Origin of the sequence: Mycobacterium sp. E342 (genome assembly GCF_001667665.1) — a bacterium.
In the GTDB taxonomy this organism is placed as follows: domain Bacteria; phylum Actinomycetota; class Actinomycetes; order Mycobacteriales; family Mycobacteriaceae; genus Mycobacterium.
Map to the genome: position 1 here is coordinate 15185 of NZ_LZJM01000087.1, position 17536 is coordinate 32720.

Genomic DNA, 17536 nt, shown 5'->3' on the forward strand with positions numbered 1-17536 from the left:
CGTGATCGTTCTGTGTGAAGTGGACAATGAACAGCAGCCCAGATTTACGATCACGAAACCTGTGCCGGGGCACAACGGGGCTCGGCGATTTACGATCCGCTACATGTTGCAGCAACGACCGCTGACCGTGCTCACCAATCGCGTGCGACAACAGTCGGGCGCAATCGTGACCAAGGTCCTCGCCCGGCTGCGCGCTGAGGTACCCGACTATTTGCCCATCGACGACGACAACGGCGAGACCGTCAGGGGCAACATCGCCGAGTACCTCGACGAGATGCTCGAATGGATCGACCGAGGCACTGACCCCGGCCACCACAGCTTCGATTCCGCCATTCATCACCGCGCCAGCCAAGGTCTGACGCAGTCCAGTCTGTTGCACGCCTACCGCCTCGGCGCGGCGACCATCTGGGACGAGCTCGCACGCCTGGCGGACACAGGGGAAATCGAAAAGGAAGCCCTCATCGCGGCGACACCGTCCATCTTCGCCTGGATGAACGCCAATTCGCTTCGCGCGCACGCGGTTTTCCGCGAAATCGACATCCGCAACGCCCGACGCAACGAACAAGTTCGCGCCGCCCTGCTGGATACGGTGCTGTTCAACGAATCCAGCATCGGGGCAGCGTTCTGGGACGCGGTCGCCGCCCTCGGTCTCCCGCGGACGGGCCAGCTCACGATCATCTCGGCAACCAGCGCTGAGCCTTCGGTGGAGCATTCGCCTCCCGACATCGAGACGCTGATCTCGGCGCACCCCGCTGTTCAGGACTCGTGGTTTCGTCTCACGTCTCATTCGCAATTGGGGGTCGTATCGCTTCGACGGAACCGCGCGGACGCCCTGGACACCATCGCCGCCACCATCTGCACAGACATCCCCATCATGATTGGCCTCAGCAGCCCCTTCACCGACGTCGCCGACTGCTCAAAAGCCCGCGCTCAAGCTCAAGTCGCTATGTCAGCCTCGTCGAACAGTCGCCCGATTACTCGCTACAACCGCGACGTCATCGCGGTCTTGCTCGCCAGCTCGCCAGACGCCGCCGCATCCGTAGTGACAACCACACTGGGACCGGTACTCGAGTTGCCAGCCGAACGGCGCGAACCACTCCTCACCACCGTCGACACCTGGCTACAGCGCGGCCAGTCCGTCTCGGCCACCGCCGACGAACTGCACTGTCACCGCAACACCATCAACTACCGATTGCGCCGATTCGCCGAACTCACCGGACGACCGCTGGCCGACAATTTCTGGCTGGCCCAAGTCGCAGTGGCACTGGAAGCTGCACGCACCTAGAAGCGAGACCGCGCGCGATCTGGACGACGCCTGGTCCCAAAGCGCCAAGCGCCCTGAAAATTGTTTGGGCAGCTCCCGACTGCCTCCGCGGTCCCGGGGCACGAGCTATTCGAACAACGCTCCATGAGCTCGCCAAGCCCTGCGCAAACTCCTCTCGTGCAGCGGCCGTTCAGAGAACGGCGTCGGCAAGACGATCCACCTGATCGATGCCGGCGACGCAGGGATGGAACACCAGCCCGTCGAAACCGAGGTCGCGGTAGGCGCGCACGGTGGCCGCCGCGTCCTGCGGCGTGGTCAGCATGTCGGCGACGTTCAGCGCCGCGTAGTCCGGTTTGAATCCGTAGTAGTCCTGCAGGTGCGCGCGGCCGAGTCGGACGGCCTCCGCGCCGCCGAACGCGAAGTTCACGCTGGCGTGTAGCCGCGGTTGAGCCGCCCGGCCCGCCTCCCGCCACGCGTCGCGTACCCGGTCGGCGAATCGTGCTTGGTTTTCGTAGTCGCGCAGGGCGCCGGCCGACCAGCCATCGCCCACGGTCGCGACGCGGCGCAGGGTCGCCTCCGACCTTCCGCCGAATAGGATGGGGATCTGCAGCGGCCGTGGGCACAGCGCCCGGTCACCGGTGACCGGCGTGGCGCGCCATGCGTCGCCCAACAATCCCACCGTCTCGTCCAGAACGCGCCCCCGCCGACGGAAGTCCACGCCAGCCGCCACATAGTCGTCGGTCCGGTTACCCACACCCAGACCCACGATCAGCCGGTTGCCGGAGACGTCCGCGATGGTGGCGAGCTGCTTGGCGAGCAGCGCGGCCGGGTAGAGGGGCGCCAGCAAAACGTTTGTGATCAAACCGATTTCACAGGTCGCGCCCGCGGCCAGGGACAGCGCAACGATCGAATCGAGGCTCTCGTAGACCAGCCGGTCGATCGAGGCCAGGTTGGCGAATCCCCGTTGTTCCGCCCGGCGGGCCCAAGGCACCGTCAACGACCCGGGCACATGGGCGATGTGGCTCGGCAATCCGATTCCGAGTTGCATTGCGTCCTCCGCTATTTCGTCGCCGGGGTGGGCCGATTGACGGCATGGAAGATCTCGTCGTACGAGGCACCTCGTCCGGCCGAGCGGACGCGCCGAGCGGCGTCGACCACGACCTCGGCGGCGCCCGGTTGCGCACCCAGCAACGAAATCGTCTCGGCCACAAAGGCATCCAGCGTCAGAGCGTGGGGCGCATTTCCGAGGCCGCGCTGCATTTCTGTCTCCACGCGCGGCGGGATGATCTCGATCACCTCGACCGCCGTGTCACGCAGCTGGTGGCGCAGGGATTCGGTGTAGGAGTGCAGCGCCGCCTTGGTCGCGCAGTAGGTGGGCGCGACCGCTTTGGGCACGAACGCCAGGGCGGAGGTGACGTTGACGATCGCGGCGTCCGGCCGTCCCAGCAGGGTCGGCAGCAGCGCCGCGGTGAGCCGGATGGGTCCGAGCAGGTTGACCGCCACGGTCTCTTCGGCTGCCGCTGTGCCGCCGGCCACCAGGTTTTCGGTGTGCATGATTCCCGCATTGTTGATCACGACGTTCAGCCCGGGATGGCGGTTTGCCACCTCGGCGGCCAGCCGACTGACGCTGGCCGGGTCGCCCTGATCGAGTTGCAGGTATTCCATGCCCGGGTTGGCCGCCGCGGCGGCTTGCAGGGCTTCGCGGCGCCGCCCCGCGATGATGATCCGGTTGCCCAAGCGGTGCAACGATTCGGCCAGGCCGCGGCCGATTCCGCTGCCTCCCCCGGTCACCAGCACGACATTGCGCGTCAGCTTCATGATGCAAGGCTCGCAGCGCGGATCACGAAATACCCAACGCTCCGGTCAAACTGTCGAGAAATACTCAGCTGCTCCTGGTTAATGCCTATCATTACTCATGATCGACCGGTTGGATGGACAGATTTTGCATGCCTTGCAGATCTCGCCCAGGGTGTCGTTTCGTCGGATAGCCGAGGTTGTCGGGGCGACCGAACAAACGGTTGCCCGCCGCTACCACCGGTTGCGCCGCATGGGAGTCGTGCGCGTCGTGGGGCTGGAGAACCCCCTGGCCGACGGCAAAGGCGATTGGGCGCAGTGGGTGTGCCGGATACACGCCAAGCCCGATCGCATACCCCAGCTGGCCGACGCACTTGTCCGGAACCCGGACGTTTCCCACGCCAACGTCCTGTCGGGCTGGACCGACCTGGTCTGCACCATCCGGGCACCGCTCGGCGAGAGCCGCGAAGACATGCTGCTGCAACGACTTCCGCGCACGAGTTCGGTCATCGACATCGACATCGAGGTGGTGCTGCACACGTTCGGGCGGCCCCCGACCGCGCCGTGGACGGGTTACGGCCACAAGCTCAGCGCCGAACAGGCCGAACGAATCCTCGGTGTTGCCGAGGGGGTACCGACCGGCCGGCCGTCGCCGCCGGCCCTCGAGGACCGTCCCATGCTCAACGCGCTGGCCGACGACGGCCGCGCCCCCCACACGAGGCTGGCCGCATGCACGGGTTGGTCGGTGGCGCGAGTGCGCAGGCGCCTGGCGGCGCTGGAAGCGGCCGGGTCGTTGCTCTACGACGTCGACGTGCTTCCCGAGCGGCTCGGTTACCACCTCAGCGCCATGCTGTGGCTGACCGTCGCACCCCGGCACGTTCAGCGCGTCGGGGAACAGATCGCCGCGCACGATCAGGTCGCCTTCGCAGCCGCCGTCAGCGGCAGGACGAACCTGATGGCCGTGGTCATCTGCCGTGACGTCCGCGACCTGTATGCGTACCTCACCAACCACCTCGGAGTCATCGAGGAGGTCCTCACCTACGAGGTCAGCACCCGCACCCAGCGTCTGAAGCAACACGGATCCGTCATCGCGCACGGACGGCTGATGAATCCGCATCCGGCGCGCGCCCCGCGCGCAATCAACGGCGGGGCAGCGACGGCGCCGAGAACGTCGCAGCGGTCGTAGAGTAAGCCACGACCCGGTCGTACTACACGCGGCGAGGCACCCATGACCGAACGCATCGAGGTTCAGCGCACCATCGCGGCGAGGGCGCCGGAGATCTTCGCCGTGCTCTGTGACCCGCAGGGCCACGTTGCGATCGACTCGTCGGGGATGCTGCAGGACGCGGAAGGGGATCCGGTGCGCGCCGCCGGTGACCGGTTCGTCGTGCACATGGACCGCGAAGCGTTGAACGACTTTCCGCAATTCGGTAAATACGACGTCACCGTCGACATCACCGAATTCGAACAGGACCGCCTGATCGCCTGGACGGTTCTCGGGCAAATCCAGCCACCGATCGGCCACGTCTACGGTTATCGGCTGCAGCCGACCGAAGACGGCTCGGCGACGGTCGTCACCTCGTTCTACGACTGGTCGAACATCGACCCGAAGTGGCGGGAAGCCGGAATTTTCCCGATCCTGTCCGAGGGCGCATTGCGGGCGACTCTGGGAATTCTCGACCGCACCGTCCGCCGCGGTTATCCACGCGGATAACTCGGTTTTCCGGTAACCACTCAATTCCGAGTGCGGTTTTGTCGCGCATTCCGATGGGTATCACGTCAGGGCCCCTCACGAAAGGACTGACATGTTGCACTCGGTGATTCTGGCGAGTTCGGACCCGGTCGCGGCGGGCTTTATCCTGCGCGGCATCAAGGGGATTTTCGTCGCCATCGGCAGCGTGATCGCCGCAATTGTGTGCGCACTAATCGCAATGATGAAGGGACGCAATCCGCTCGGCTGGGGAATTCTCGGCCTGTTCTTCTCGATCCTCACGTTGATCGTCGTCATCGTTATTCCTAGCAAGAAAAGCTGACGCACCCCCTCCCCCGATTCACTTCGGCAACCGGGCCGTTCGGGGGTATATTGCGGCATGCGGTTCATCTATGTCGCCGCGGCGGTCGGCATGGCCATCGGGGTACCGGTGGCGGCAACGCCAGCCCACGCCGATACGGGCGTGGACGGCTACGTTCATTGCATCGGCGGCGACGCGAAGCCCCCGCCGCCGGGAGTATCCGCAGAAAACTGGTTTCCCAGCGTCCTGGTGATAGCGACGGATTTCAATGGCGGTGTGCCTTCCGCCCAAATCGTTCAGCGATTGGTGGACATGGGAGTCAAGCCGGACGACGCCGCCACCCGAGTGCGGTGCTTTGTGGCCAACCAGCCACATTGACGCGAACACCCCGGCGCCACAGTCGCCGGACGCAATTCCGCGGTTAGCGGTCCAGAGACGAAAGCACCTCGCCGACAACGGAAGCCGTGGCCACGGGCACCTGCTCCCCGGTGGTGAGGTCTTTCACCCCGACCGTGCCGGACTCGATGTCCCGGTCCCCCAGGACCAGCGCGATGCGGGCGCCGGAACGGTCGGCCGCGCGCATCGCGCCCTTGAGGCCGCGGTCGCCGTAGGCGATGTCGACGCGGACGCCGGAGGCGCGCAGCTTCGCGGCCAGCACCGCCAGCCTGAGCTTGGCCTGCTCGCTCAGCGGCACGCCGAACACGTCGCAGCGGGTCGTCTGCCCCACGCTCTTGCCCTCGGCGCGAAGCGCCAGCAGCGTGCGGTCCACGCCCAGCCCGAACCCGATGCCCGACAGGTCCTGCCCACCGAGTTCGTGCATCAGGCCGTCGTAGCGGCCGCCGCCGCCGATGCCGGACTGGGCGCCCAGCCCGTCGTGCACGAACTCGAAGGTGGTCTTGGTGTAGTAGTCCAGCCCGCGCACCATGCGCGGGTTGATCACATAGGGCACCCCGAGCGCGTCCAGGTGGGCGAGCACGGTGTCGAAGTGCTGCTTGGCGACGTCGGAGAGATGGTCGAGCAGCACCGGCGCGTCGGCCGTCATGGCGCGCACCTCGGGCCTCTTGTCGTCGAGCACCCGCAACGGGTTGATCTCCGCGCGCCTGCGCGTCTCGGCGTCGAGGTCGAGCCCGAACAGGAACTCCTGCAACAGTTCCCGGTATTGCGGGCGGCAGCTGTCGTCGCCCAGCGAGGTGATCTCCAGGCGGAAGCCGTCCAGCCCCAACGAGCGGAAGCCGGCGTCGGCGACGGCGATCACTTCGGCGTCCAGCGCCGGATCGTCGACACCGATCGCCTCCACGCCGACCTGCTGCAGCTGCCGATAGCGGCCGGCCTGCGGACGCTCGTAGCGGAAAAACGGCCCGGCGTAACAGAGTTTGACCGGCAACGCGCCGCGGTCCAGGCCGTGCTCGATCACCGCGCGCACCACCCCGGCGGTGCCCTCTGGGCGCAACGTGACCGAGCGGTCGCCGCGGTCGGCGAACGTGTACATCTCCTTGGACACCACATCGGTGGATTCGCCGACGCCGCGGGCGAACAGGCCGGTGTCTTCGAAGATGGGCAACTCGATGTCGCCGTAGCCGGCCCGGCGGGCAGCGCCCAACAATCCGTCCCGCACCGCCACGAACTGCGCCGAGTCCGGCGGGACGTAGTCCGGCACCCCCTTGGGCGCAGAAAACGCCGAGAAGTCCGTCACGGGCTCAGGCCTTCGATGAACGGGTTGAACCGCCGCTCGGCGCCGATGGTGGTGGCATTGCCATGCCCCGGCAGCACCACCGTGTCGTCGTCGAGCACCAGTAGTTTCTCCACGATCGAGGTCAACAGGTCACGGCCGCTGCCGCCGTGCAGATCCGTGCGGCCCACCGAGCGCTCGAACAGGGTGTCGCCGGTGAACACTAAGTCATTCCCGTCTTTCGTCGCCCCGACCACCCGGAAGACCACCGACCCGCGCGTGTGCCCCGGCGTGTGGTCGACGTTGACCGTGACGCTGCCCAGGTCGAGCTTGTCGCCGTCGCGGTCCAGCTCGACGACCTGTTTGGGCTCGCGGAAGAAGGCGCCCGCCACCAGCTGCGCCGCCCGCGGACCCAGGCCGTAGATCGGGTCTTTCAGCATGAACCGGTCCTCGGGGTGGATGTAGGTCGGGCAGCCGTAGGTGTCGGACACCTTCTGCGCGGACCACATGTGGTCGATGTGGCCGTGAGTGAGCAACACCGCGGCCGGGGTCAGCCGATTCTCGTCGAGGATGCGCCGCAGGGCGCCCATCACCCGCTGCCCCGGATCCACGATGACGGCGTCCGTCCCGGGCCGCTCGGCCAGCACGTAGCAGTTGCACTGCAACATGCCGGCGGGGAATCCGGTGATCAACACGGTTCCCAGTTTCCCACGGGCCCCACTTGACACCGGTCGCGGCGCCCACATTAGCCTGAGCTGGCCACCGACGCCTTTGCGGGCCCGACGACCGACCAACCATGGAGGCATACGGCCGTGCCGACCAACGAACAGCGACGTGCCAACGCCAAGCGCAAGCTGGAGCGCCAACTGGAGCGTCGCGCCAGGCAAGCCAAGCGGCGCCGGATCGTGTTGATCGCCGCCGGCTCGATCGCCGCCGTGGCGGTGGTCGTCGCCGTGGTGTTGACCGTCATCAACACCAAACACGAGCACAAGAGCAACACCGCGTCGAGCACCACCTCCTCCGCCGCCACCAGCTCACCGGAGTCGACGACGCCCGCCGGGCCGACGCCGGCCGTTCCGCCGTTGCCGGCGTTCAAGCCGTCGGCCGACCTGGGCGCCAACTGCCAGTACCCGGCCTCACCGCAACCGGCCGCCAAGCAGGTCAAGCCGCCGCGCACCGGCAAGGTGCCGACCGACCCGGCCCAGGTGAGCGCCAGCATGGTGACCAATCAGGGCCGCATGGGACTGATGCTCGCGAACAACGAATCGCCTTGCACGGTCAACAGTTTCGCGAGCCTTGTCGGCCAGAAGTACTTCGACAACACCAAGTGCCACCGGCTCACCACTTCGCCGGATCTGGGCGTCCTGCAGTGCGGTGACCCCAAGGGCGACGGCACCGGCGGTCCGGGCTACCAGTTCGCCAACGAATACCCGACCGACCAGTACCCGCCGAACGACCCGAATGCGCAGCAGCCCGTGCTCTACCCGCGCGGCACGCTGGCGATGGCCAATGCCGGCCCCGGCACCAACGGCAGCCAGTTCTTCATGGTGTACAAGGACTCCCAGCTACCGCCCCAATACACCGTGTTCGGCACCATCCAGCCCGACGGGCTGGCCACGCTGGACAAGATCGCCAAGGCCGGTGTGGCCGGCGGCGGTGAGGACGGCGCACCGGCCTCCGACGTCACCATCACGTCACTGCTGCTCGACTAGGAGCCAAACACCGCAACGCCGACGCTGATTCGCGCGACCTGCGGGCGGTCCACCGCTTAAGGTCGTCGGGTGGGGTCAGAGTCTTTCGGGCATTACCAATTGCTGGACGTTCTGGGGCGTGGCGGCATGGGGCAGGTCTATCGCGCCTACGACGCCGCCACCGATCGCGTCGTCGCCCTGAAGGTGCTGCCCCCGAACCTGGCCGAGGATCAGGAGTTTCAGCAACGATTCCGCCGCGAGGCGCGCATCGCGGCGAGCCTCAACGACCCGCACGTGGTGCCCATTCACGGCTACGGCGAGATCGACGGTCGGCTTTATGTCGACATGCGGCTGATCGAGGGCCGCGACTTGCTGCAGTACATCGACGAAAACGGAGGACGGCTCAGTCCCGAGCGTGCGGTCGCCGTGATCGAACAGGTTGCCGCGGCACTCGATAGCGCCCATCAGGTGGGTCTGGTCCACCGCGACATCAAGCCGAAGAACATCCTGGTCACCAACGCGCGCGACTTCGTCTACCTGATCGACTTCGGCATCGCCCGCACAGTGGCCGACACCGCGCTCACCCAGACGGGGCACACGATGGGCACCGTCGCCTACATGGCGCCCGAACGGTTCAGGGGCACAACGGATCACCGCGCCGACGTGTATTCGTTGGCCTGCGTGCTGCACGAATGCCTGACCGGCAAGCGCCCTTATGCCGGCGACAGCCTCGAGGAACAACTCCACGCACACCTGAACGTCCCCCCGCCGCGACCGTCGACCACGTCAGCCGGCGTGCCACCGGCCCTCGACGCGGTGGTCGCCCGTGGAATGGCCAAAGACCCCGAACACCGCTACCAGTCGGCGATGGAACTCGCCGAGGCCGCCAGGGCGGCGCTGGCCGGCGCGGCCACGCCCGTGACGTCGAGCCCGCCGCCGCCGGCGCGCCCGGCCGGCCCGCCGCCGACGCAGGACTTCCCCCCGACGGGCGCCCAGGCACCGCCGCAACCGCCGTATCACCCGCCCACCCAGTCCCGGCGCCTGCTGCTGGGCATCGTCGGCGCGTCGGCGCGCTCGGTGGCCGCGGTGGTGGCGTTGGTCATCGCGCTGGTGACCCAGGACGACGGCTCGGCCAACAGCGCGGCGTCGGCCACCCCGACCCGGGCCCGGGTGCCGGGCAGGCAGGGATCGAACCCGGGCCCGTCCACCCCGGCGACGGCGACGGTGCCACCGCTGCCGGCGTTCGCGCCGCCGGCCGACCTGGGCGCCAACTGCCAATATCCGAGCGCGCCGGACACCGTCGTCAAGCCCGTCAGCCCGCCGCCGGCCGGCCGGGTCTCCACCGACCCTCCCAAGATCCCGGCCACCCTTTCCACGAACCTCGGTGACATCGCCATCCAGCTGACCAACTACGAATCCCCCTGCACGGTCAACAGCTTCGTCAGCCTGGCCAAGCAGCAATTCTTCGACAACACGCAGTGCGCGCGGCTGATCGACTCCACCGACGGGGGATCGCTGCTGTGTGGCGGGCCGGAGTCCGACGGCTCGGGCGGCCCCGGTTATCAATTCGCCGACGAATACCCCACCGACCAGTACCCCGCCGGGGATCCTGCCCTGCGGGCGACCGTGATGTACCCGCGTGGCACCGTCATCATGGCCACCGACGGACCCAACACCAACGGCAGCCAATTCTCCCTGGTTTTCCGGGATTCGGAGCTGGCCCCGCAGAGCACGGTGTTCGGCACCATCACCGAGGCGGGCCTGGCGGTCCTCGACAAGATCGCCCAGGCGGGCATCGCGGGCAACCGGCAGAGCGGGGCGCCCACCAATCCGGTCACCATCAGCTCGGTGCGCATCGGCTAGCGGAGTCGCCGGCGGGGACCGCTAGGCCGCCTCAAGCGGCAGAGGTCACGCGGTAGACGTCGAAGACGCCTTCGACGTTGCGCACCACGTTGAGCAGGTGCCCGAGGTGCTTGGGGTCACCCATCTCGAAGGTGAACCGGCTGACCGCCACCCGGTCATTCGAGGTGGTGACCGAGGCCGACAGGATGTTGACCTTCTCGTCGGCCAACACCCGCGTGACGTCGGAGAGCAAGCGGTGCCGGTCGAGCGCCTCCACCTGGATGGCCACCAGGAACACCGACGACGGCGACGGCGCCCAGTGCACCTCGATGATGCGCTCGGACTGCTGCTGCAGCGACGCGGCGTTGGTGCAGTCGGTGCGGTGCACGCTCACTCCACCGCCGCGGGTGACGAAGCCCATGATCGCGTCGCCGGGCACCGGCGTGCAGCACTTGGCCAGCTTGGACAGCACACCCGGGGCGCCGGGCACCGAAACCCCGACGTCGTCGCTGCTGCGCGGGCGGCGCAGCATGGTCGTCGGCGTCGACCGTTCGGCGAGATCCTCCTCGGCCTGGTCGATCCCGCCGAGCTCGGCGAGCAGCCGCTGCACGACGTGGCGCGCCGACACGTGGCCCTCGCCGATCGCGGTGTAGAGCGCGGACACGTCCGCGTAGTGCAGTTCACGGGCCACCGCGGCCATGGATTCACCATTGACCAAGCGCTGCAAGGGAAGTCCGCCGCGGCGCACCTCGCGGGCCATCGCCTCCTTGCCCGCCTCCAGCGCCTCCTCACGGCGCTCCTTGGCGAACCACTGCCGGATCTTCGCCTTCGCGCGCGGCGACACCACGAACTGCTGCCAGTCGCGTGAGGGCCCGGCGTTGGGCGCCTTCGACGTGAAAACCTCGACGACTTCGCCGTTTTCCAGCTTGCGCTCCAGCGCCACCAACCGGCCGTTGACCCTGGCGCCGATGCAGCGGTGGCCGACCTCGGTGTGTACCGCGTAGGCGAAGTCCACCGGTGTCGACCCGTTCGGCAGGGTGACCACGTCGCCCTTCGGGGTGAACACGAAGATCTCCTGCACCGCAAGGTCATACCGCAACGACTCCAGGAACTCGCCCGGGTCGGCGGCCTCCCGCTGCCAGTCGAGCAGCTGACGCATCCAGGCCATGTCGTCGATTTCGGCCGCGGCGTGCGGATGCGGAAGACCGTTGCGGCCCTTGGCTTCCTTGTAGCGCCAGTGCGCGGCGATGCCGTATTCGGCGGTGCGGTGCATGTCCCGGGTGCGGATCTGCACCTCCAGCGGCTTGCCCTCCGGGCCGACGACGGTGGTGTGCAGCGACTGGTAGACGCCGTACCGGGGCTGGGCGATGTAGTCCTTGAACCGCCCCGCCATCGGCTGCCACAGCGAATGCACCACGCCGACAGCGGCATAGCAGTCCCGGATCTCGTCGCACAGGATCCGGATGCCGACCAGGTCGTGGATGTCGTCGAAGTCGCGTCCCTTGACGATCATCTTCTGGTAGATCGACCAGTAGTGCTTGGGCCGGCCCTCCACCGTCGCCTTGATCTTCGAGGCGTTCAAGGTGTTGGTGATCTCGGCGCGCACCTTGGCCAGATAGGTGTCCCGGGACGGCGCGCGGCCGGCGACCAGCCGGACGATCTCGTCGTACTTCTTGGGATGCAGGATCGCGAAGGACAGGTCTTCCAGCTCCCACTTGACGCTGGCCATACCGAGCCGATGCGCAAGGGGCGCGATGACTTCCAGCGTCTCGCGGGCCTTGCGGGCCTGCTTCTCCGGCGGCAGGAAGCGCATGGTGCGCATGTTGTGCAGCCGGTCGGCGACCTTGATCACCAGCACCCGGGGGTCGCGGGCCATGGCGGTAATCATCTTGCGGATGGTCTCGCCTTCGGCGGCGGTGCCCAGCACCACCCGGTCCAGCTTGGTCACGCCGTCGACGAGGTGGGCCACCTCGTCGCCGAATTCCTCGGACATCTGCTCGAGCGTGTAGCCGGTGTCCTCGATGGTGTCGTGCAACAGCGCGGCCACCAAAGTGGTGGTGTCCATGCCCAACTCGGCCAGGATGTTCGCGACGGCCAAAGGGTGGGTGATGTAGGGATCGCCGGAGTGGCGCAACTGCGTGGCGTGCCGCTGGTCGGCAACCTCGAAGGCGCGCTGCAGCAGCGACAGGTTGGCCTTCGGATAGATCTCCCGGTGCACCGCGACGAGCGGTTCCAGCACCGGGTTGACCGCGTTGCGCTGGGCGGTCATCCGCCGCGCCAGCCTGGCGCGGACCCGCCGCGACGCGCTGCTGGGGGCCTTCAGTGTCTCGGTCGGCGGCTCCGGGGGCTCGGCGGCCTGCGCCGTGGCCGGTTCGCCGACCAGCAGGGCGTCGCCGACGTCGGTGGGCACGTCAAGCGCCTGCGCCGCGCTCTTGTCGTCCGCCACGTTGGTCACCTCCGACCTCGAGGATATCGCGCAGCGGGCCGGGCTCGGTTTGATCGCCCAGTTCGCCCCCTCGCCGCTTCGCGGCCGGTGGTGCCCCCACCTCACGCCGCGTGGCGGCGTGCATCGTCACCGGGCTAGACGCGACTCAGGCTGTGCACCGGCAACTCCGCCACGGCCTGACGGCCCCCGAGCGCGGTCAGCTCCAGGATCACCGCCGCTGCGATCACGGTGGCCCCGGTGCGCTCGAGCAACCGGGCGGCCGCGGCGAGGGTGCCCCCGGTGGCCAGCACGTCGTCGATGATCACGACGTGGCGGCCGCGCAGGTCGATGCCGTCGGCGGGGATTTCCAGCGTGGCGCTGCCGTACTCCAGCTCGTAGTGCTCGGCGTGCACCGGCGGCGGCAGCTTTCCGCCCTTGCGGATCGCCAGCACCCCGGTGCGCAGCCGGTCGGCGACCGCGGCCGCGGCCAGGAACCCGCGCGAGTCGATTCCGGCCACCAGGTCGGCGCCGGAGGCGATCTCGGCCAGCGCGTCGGTGACCGCCGTCAACCCTCGCGGGTCGGCGAACACGGGCGTGAGGTCCTTGAACTGGACACCCGGCTTGGGAAAATCGGACACCTCGCGCAGCAGCGAGGCGATGACGCCGGCCACCGACGCGCTCCCGCCGACACTCGTCACCGGAGCCTCACTGAACCAGCGCCCATCGGTCCATGTTCCAGCCCGCGCCCCAGCGCGTCGGATTCTTGCTCACGGCGTACATCTTCTTCGACATCAACAGGGTGCGTTGCTGCCGGTAGAGGGGCAAGGTCGGCATGTCACCCCACAGTATCGGCGCCGCCTCGCCCAGCAGCCGGACCCGCTCGGCGGGATCGGCCGAGACCGCCAGCGCCCCGATCGCGCTGTCGACCTGCGGGTTCGCGTAGCCGGACAGGTTGTTGCCGTTGCCGCTGTGCAGGTCGTAGGCATCCATGGCCGACGACCCCGTCGACCCGCTGCCGGTGGCCCCGCCGGTGCTGGCCAAGAGCACGTCGATCTTGCCGTCCCGAAGCGCTTGGGGCCCCGAGGTGTCGAGGGAGACGTTGGCGACGGTGATGCCGGCGGCGGCGCAGGATTTGGTGATCACCCCGACGTTGACCGCCAGCCGCGCGTTGGGTCCGTGGTAGCCGATGCGCACCGTCAACGGCGCACCACCGAGCGCGTCGCGGGCGGCGCCCGGGTCCGCCTTGGCGAACTGGGCGGCCTCGGCGGTACCGTCGCCGGCCGTGGCCGGGTCGTCGGCGGCCGGGTTCAGGCGGGAATTGGCGATCGACACCCCGGCGTCGCGGGCAAGCGCGTCGCGCGGCGTGCACAGCGCCAGCGCGCGCCGGGCCTTGGGCTGCGAGAGCGGCCCCTGCGGCGCGAAGATCAGCTGCTCGATGCCGGCCGACGGCGAATCGCCGCGGTCGTAGTTGTCCGGTGTGGTCAGCGTTCCCGACGATCCCGCCGCCACGTCGACCACGTCGACGCTGCGGTTGTTGACCCGGTCCTGGATGTCTGGTCCCTGCGGCCAGACGGTGATCCGCTTGGTGACCGCCCTGGGGCCCCACCATCGGTCGTTCGCGACGAGCACCACCGCGCCGCCGTCGAGGATGCGCTCGATCTTGTACGGCCCCGACGACGGGAAGTTCTTCAGGTCCAGTCCGGGCTTGAGGTCCCAGATGGTGTTCCACAGCCGGGCGATCTGCTGCACGAGTGGGGCGTTGTTGCTCAGCAGGGCGGCGGCCACGTCGATGTGGAGTTGGTCGGCGATGACGTGCGACGGCATCAGCGACGTGGCGGTGAACAGCTGGTTGTAGTCGACGATTCCGCGATCCGGGATGAACGACACCCGGGCCTTCTTCTGCCCCGGCATGCATTCGACGTTGGCGATGTCGACGTAACCGGCCTGGGTTGCCGCATTGAATTCGGGGTACCGGCCGGACTGGGCCGCCCACGCCAGCACCAAGTCGTCGCAGGTCACCGGCTTGCCGTCGGAATAGACGGCGTTGTCGGCGATCTGGTAGTCGAGCACCAGCGGCGAGCCGCTCACCACCGACACGGTGCCGAAGTCACGGTCGGCGACGGTCTGCCCGTCCGGGCCGTGATAGCTGAAGCCGACGAGGGTCCGGGCGAACGCCTGCGCCCCGGCCGACGCGGCGCCGACGACGGTGTTGGTGTTGTAGGTGGCCAGCGGGCCGTCGACCACGTAGTCGATCTGGGAGGCCGCGCTGCCGGAGCACGCGACCAGCGTGACGGCGGCCACGAGCATTGCGGCCAATCCGATAGCGCCTGCAGCGAGGCGATACCTGGTGGCCATGGCGACTACCGCCGGCCGGCGTTTCGCTTGCCGCTCGGACGCCGGGTTCCGGTCGGGCGCACCGGACGCGCACCCGGTGCCGGCTTGTTGGGCTTGTCGGAGGGGGCGGACACGGTCGCGGCCGGCTGCGGCGCGGCCGACTCGTCGTCGGCCGGCTTCGCCTCCTCGGCGGGCTCGGGCCCGGCCTTGCGGCGCCGCGTGACCCGACGCGTGTGCGTCCGCACCAGCTCGGTCCGCTCGCGCAGCGTGACCAGCAGCGGAGTGGCGAAGAAGATCGACGAGTAGGTGCCGACCAGGATGCCGACCAGCTGCACCAGCGCCAGGTCCTTCAACGTGCCGACGCCCAGCAACCACACCGCCACCACCATCAGCGCCAGCACCGGCAGGACCCCGATCAGGCTCGTGTTGATCGAGCGCATGAACGTCTGGTTGATCGCCAGGTTGGCCTGCTCGGCGAAGGTGCGCCGGGTGGTGTGCTGGAAGCCGTGCGTGTTCTCCTCGACCTTGTCGAACACGATGACGGTGTCGTACAGGGAGAAACCGAGAATGGTCAGCAGGCCGATGACGGTGGCCGGGGTGACTTCGAAACCGACCAGCGAGTAGACCCCCGCGGTCACGGTCAGGTCGAAGACCATGGTCGTCAGCGCGGAAATGGCCATGTACCGCTCGTACCGCACGGTGATGTACAGGCTGACCAACGCCAGGAACACCACCAACGCGATCAGCGCCTTGTTGGTGATCTGGTCGCCCCAGGTCTCCGACACCGCCGCGTCGCTGATGGCCTGCTTACTGGGCTTGCCGTCGGCACCCTTCGGCTGGAAGGCATCGAAAAGGGCGTTGCGCAGCTTGGACGTCTGGTCGTTGGACAGGGTTTCGGAGCGGATCTGCACCGTGGCCGAGGCGCCGTTGCCGACGATCACCACCGACTCCGGGTCGCGCCCGATGGTCTTGCGGAAGACGTCGGACACGGCGGCCGTGGTGACGGTGCCCGACGAGCCGGCCGTGGGCATCGACACCGTGGTGCCGCCGTTGAAGTCGATCCCGAACGTGAAGCCCCGCAACACGATGCTGACCAGGGCGACGGCGACGATCGCCCCGCTGATCCCGTACCAGAGGCGCCGCCGGCCGATCACCTCGAACGCGCCGGTGCCGGTGTAGAGCCGCGAGAGGAAGCTGTGCCGCGGCTGCGCGGTGGCGGTGTCGGAGGCCGGCTCCACCGCGCCGGCTTCGGTGATCTCGGTCGCTCCCGTCGCGCCGGTCTGGCCCTTGCCTTTGGAGGCCATCACGCTCCCCGTCCCGTCTTGACATCCGCCGCGGCCCGGCGCTCGCGGGCCACCTGCTGAATCGCGCCGAGGCCGTTGTACGCGGGTTTCGCCAACGTGGGCGACTTCGACGCGAGGTAGACCAGCGGCCAGGTCACCAGGAACACCACCACGACGTCGAGGATCGTGGTGAGGCCCAACGTGAAGGCGAATCCCCGCACCTGGCCGATCGCCAGCGCGTACAGCACGGCGGCGGCCAGGAAGGTGACGGCGTTGCCCGACACGATGGTCTTGCGGGCCCGCACCCAGCCTCGCGGCACCGCCGATCGGAACGAACGGCCTTCCCGGATCTCGTCTTTGATTCGTTCGAAGAACACCACGAAGGAGTCCGCCGTGGTGCCGATACCGATGATCAGACCCGCGATACCCGCGAGGTCCAGGGTGTAGTTGATCTGCCGACCCAGGATCACCAAGATCGCGAAAATCATTGCGCCCGAGGCGGTCAGCGACAGCGCCGTGAGCAGGCCCAGCACCCGGTAATACAACAACGAATACAGCAACACCAGCACCAGGCCGATCGCACCCGCGATCAGCCCGGCTCGCAGTGAGGTCAATCCCAGTGTCGCCGAGACGGTTTGGGCCTCCGAAGCCTCGAAGGACAGCGGCAAGGAGCCGTATTTCAAGACGTTGGCCAGCTGCTTGGCGGTCGCGGCGGTGAAGGGCGGGTCGCCGCCGGTGATCTGGGTCCGGCCGCCGGGGATGGCCTCCTGGATCATCGGGGCGCTGACCACCTGGGAGTCCAGCGTGAACGCGGTCTGGGTGCCGATGTGGGCCGCGGTGAAGTCCGCCCAGGTGTTGGCCGCCGCCTGCTTGAATTGCACGTCCACGACGTAGCCGATGCCGCGCTGGTTCATGCCGGAGGTGGCGTCCTGGATCTGGTCGCCGCTGATGATCGACGGCGCCAGCAGGTAGGCCACCTTGTGGTCGGTCGAGCACGTCACCAACGGCAGGTTCGGGTCGTCGTTGCCGGCCAGGATGTCCTCTTTGTCGCAGCGGGTGGCCTGGAACTGCAGCGCGAGGAACTGAACGCCCTGGCGGGTGCTCTGGCGCCACTTCTTCTCGTCGGCGATGCGGTCGGCGAGCTCCTTACGCGGGTCGGGTGGCGCCGGCTGCTCGGCCGGGGGCACATCGGCCGGTGGGGCGTTGCCTGCCGGCGCCACCC

The 17536-nt window shown here is 68.1% G+C and carries 16 protein-coding genes; 7 read left to right on the plus strand and 9 right to left on the minus strand.

From position 1 onward, the window contains the following. Window position 1: 1 nt before the first annotated feature. On the plus strand, window positions 2-1285 hold the full coding sequence (locus A5692_RS05695; protein WP_156765941.1) for a CdaR family transcriptional regulator: 1284 nt from the start codon (window positions 2-4) through the stop codon (window positions 1283-1285). A 169-nt stretch (window positions 1286-1454) separates the two neighbouring features. Here A5692_RS05695 and A5692_RS05700 read toward each other — a convergent pair whose 3' ends face one another. Both A5692_RS05700 and A5692_RS05705 read right to left on the minus strand, forming a co-directional pair. Next, entirely contained in the window at window positions 1455-2312 is an 858-nt protein-coding gene (locus A5692_RS05700; protein ID WP_068053183.1) for an LLM class flavin-dependent oxidoreductase, read from the minus strand. 11 nt (window positions 2313-2323) lie between these two features. Beyond that, window positions 2324-3082 (minus strand): SDR family oxidoreductase, encoded by a 759-nt coding sequence (locus A5692_RS05705; RefSeq protein WP_068053187.1) that lies wholly within the window; start codon window positions 3080-3082, stop codon window positions 2324-2326. A gap of 97 nt (window positions 3083-3179) precedes the next feature. On the opposite strand from A5692_RS05705, the gene A5692_RS05710 reads away from it, so the two are divergent. The 4 genes from A5692_RS05710 (at window position 3180) to A5692_RS05725 (ending at window position 5448) form a co-directional block, all read left to right on the plus strand. Next, entirely contained in the window at window positions 3180-4244 is a 1065-nt protein-coding gene (locus A5692_RS05710; protein WP_068053190.1) for an Lrp/AsnC family transcriptional regulator, read from the plus strand. A gap of 42 nt (window positions 4245-4286) precedes the next feature. Next, window positions 4287-4772, plus strand: coding sequence for an SRPBCC family protein (locus tag A5692_RS05715; protein ID WP_068053193.1), 486 nt, complete (start codon window positions 4287-4289; stop codon window positions 4770-4772). Between the two features lie 91 nt (window positions 4773-4863). Then, window positions 4864-5091, plus strand: coding sequence for a deoxyribodipyrimidine photolyase (locus A5692_RS05720; RefSeq protein ID WP_068053196.1), 228 nt, complete (start codon window positions 4864-4866; stop codon window positions 5089-5091). A gap of 57 nt (window positions 5092-5148) precedes the next feature. Further along, window positions 5149-5448 (plus strand): hypothetical protein, encoded by a 300-nt coding sequence (locus A5692_RS05725; protein ID WP_068053201.1) that lies wholly within the window; start codon window positions 5149-5151, stop codon window positions 5446-5448. A gap of 43 nt (window positions 5449-5491) precedes the next feature. Here the strand turns inward: A5692_RS05725 and hisS are convergent, their stop codons facing one another. Further along, on the minus strand, window positions 5492-6763 hold the full coding sequence (hisS, locus tag A5692_RS05730; protein ID WP_068053204.1) for a histidine--tRNA ligase: 1272 nt from the start codon (window positions 6761-6763) through the stop codon (window positions 5492-5494). Continuing rightward, the gene (locus tag A5692_RS05735) at window positions 6760-7434 is read right to left on the minus strand and encodes an MBL fold metallo-hydrolase (RefSeq protein ID WP_068053207.1); all 675 of its coding nucleotides are present in this window, start codon (window positions 7432-7434) and stop codon (window positions 6760-6762) included. Before A5692_RS05735 ends, hisS begins: the two co-directional genes overlap by 4 nt. A gap of 117 nt (window positions 7435-7551) precedes the next feature. On the opposite strand from A5692_RS05735, the gene A5692_RS05740 reads away from it, so the two are divergent. Next, a complete protein-coding gene (locus A5692_RS05740; RefSeq protein ID WP_068053210.1) occupies window positions 7552-8451 on the plus strand; it encodes a peptidylprolyl isomerase in 900 nt (299 codons plus the stop codon). A gap of 126 nt (window positions 8452-8577) precedes the next feature. Beyond that, entirely contained in the window at window positions 8578-10293 is a 1716-nt protein-coding gene (locus tag A5692_RS05745; protein ID WP_082962387.1) for a protein kinase, read from the plus strand. Between the two features lie 31 nt (window positions 10294-10324). On the opposite strand, the gene A5692_RS05750 is transcribed toward A5692_RS05745, so the two are convergent. The 5 genes from A5692_RS05750 to secD form a co-directional block, all read right to left on the minus strand. Next, window positions 10325-12718 carry a bifunctional (p)ppGpp synthetase/guanosine-3',5'-bis(diphosphate) 3'-pyrophosphohydrolase gene (locus A5692_RS05750; RefSeq protein ID WP_068053233.1) on the minus strand — a complete coding sequence of 798 codons (2394 nt, stop codon included), beginning with the start codon at window positions 12716-12718 and terminating at the stop codon, window positions 10325-10327. A gap of 134 nt (window positions 12719-12852) precedes the next feature. Next, on the minus strand, window positions 12853-13395 hold the full coding sequence (locus A5692_RS05755) for an adenine phosphoribosyltransferase (protein ID WP_068053216.1): 543 nt from the start codon (window positions 13393-13395) through the stop codon (window positions 12853-12855). Between the two features lie 7 nt (window positions 13396-13402). Then, window positions 13403-15052, minus strand: a complete 1650-nt coding sequence (locus tag A5692_RS05760; RefSeq protein WP_068053219.1) for an ABC transporter substrate-binding protein — start codon at window positions 15050-15052, stop codon at window positions 13403-13405. A 5-nt stretch (window positions 15053-15057) separates the two neighbouring features. Next, a complete protein-coding gene (gene secF / locus A5692_RS05765) occupies window positions 15058-16335 on the minus strand; it encodes a protein translocase subunit SecF (RefSeq protein WP_068053221.1) in 1278 nt (425 codons plus the stop codon). Then, window positions 16335-17536, minus strand: a 1202-nt coding sequence (secD, locus tag A5692_RS05770) for a protein translocase subunit SecD (protein WP_068053224.1), incomplete at its 5' end; no start/stop codon positions are given. The genes secD and secF, both read right to left, overlap by 1 nt.

What these genes read in the sequence shown, in the direction of transcription:
- A5692_RS05710 (WP_068053190.1), top strand. Translation starts at nt 3,180, where the DNA reads ATGATCGACCGGTTGGATGGACAGATTTTGCATGCCTTGCAGATCTCG.
- A5692_RS05720 (WP_068053196.1), top strand. Translation starts at nt 4,864, where the DNA reads ATGTTGCACTCGGTGATTCTGGCGAGTTCGGACCCGGTCGCGGCGGGC.
- A5692_RS05745 (WP_082962387.1), top strand. Translation starts at nt 8,578, where the DNA reads ATGGGGCAGGTCTATCGCGCCTACGACGCCGCCACCGATCGCGTCGTC.
- A5692_RS05760 (WP_068053219.1), bottom strand. Translation starts at nt 15,052, where the DNA reads ATGGCCACCAGGTATCGCCTCGCTGCAGGCGCTATCGGATTGGCCGCA.
- A5692_RS05725 (WP_068053201.1), top strand. Translation starts at nt 5,149, where the DNA reads ATGCGGTTCATCTATGTCGCCGCGGCGGTCGGCATGGCCATCGGGGTA.
- A5692_RS05700 (WP_068053183.1), bottom strand. Translation starts at nt 2,312, where the DNA reads ATGCAACTCGGAATCGGATTGCCGAGCCACATCGCCCATGTGCCCGGG.
- secF (WP_068053221.1), bottom strand. Translation starts at nt 16,335, where the DNA reads ATGGCCTCCAAAGGCAAGGGCCAGACCGGCGCGACGGGAGCGACCGAG.
- A5692_RS05715 (WP_068053193.1), top strand. Translation starts at nt 4,287, where the DNA reads ATGACCGAACGCATCGAGGTTCAGCGCACCATCGCGGCGAGGGCGCCG.
- A5692_RS05705 (WP_068053187.1), bottom strand. Translation starts at nt 3,082, where the DNA reads ATGAAGCTGACGCGCAATGTCGTGCTGGTGACCGGGGGAGGCAGCGGA.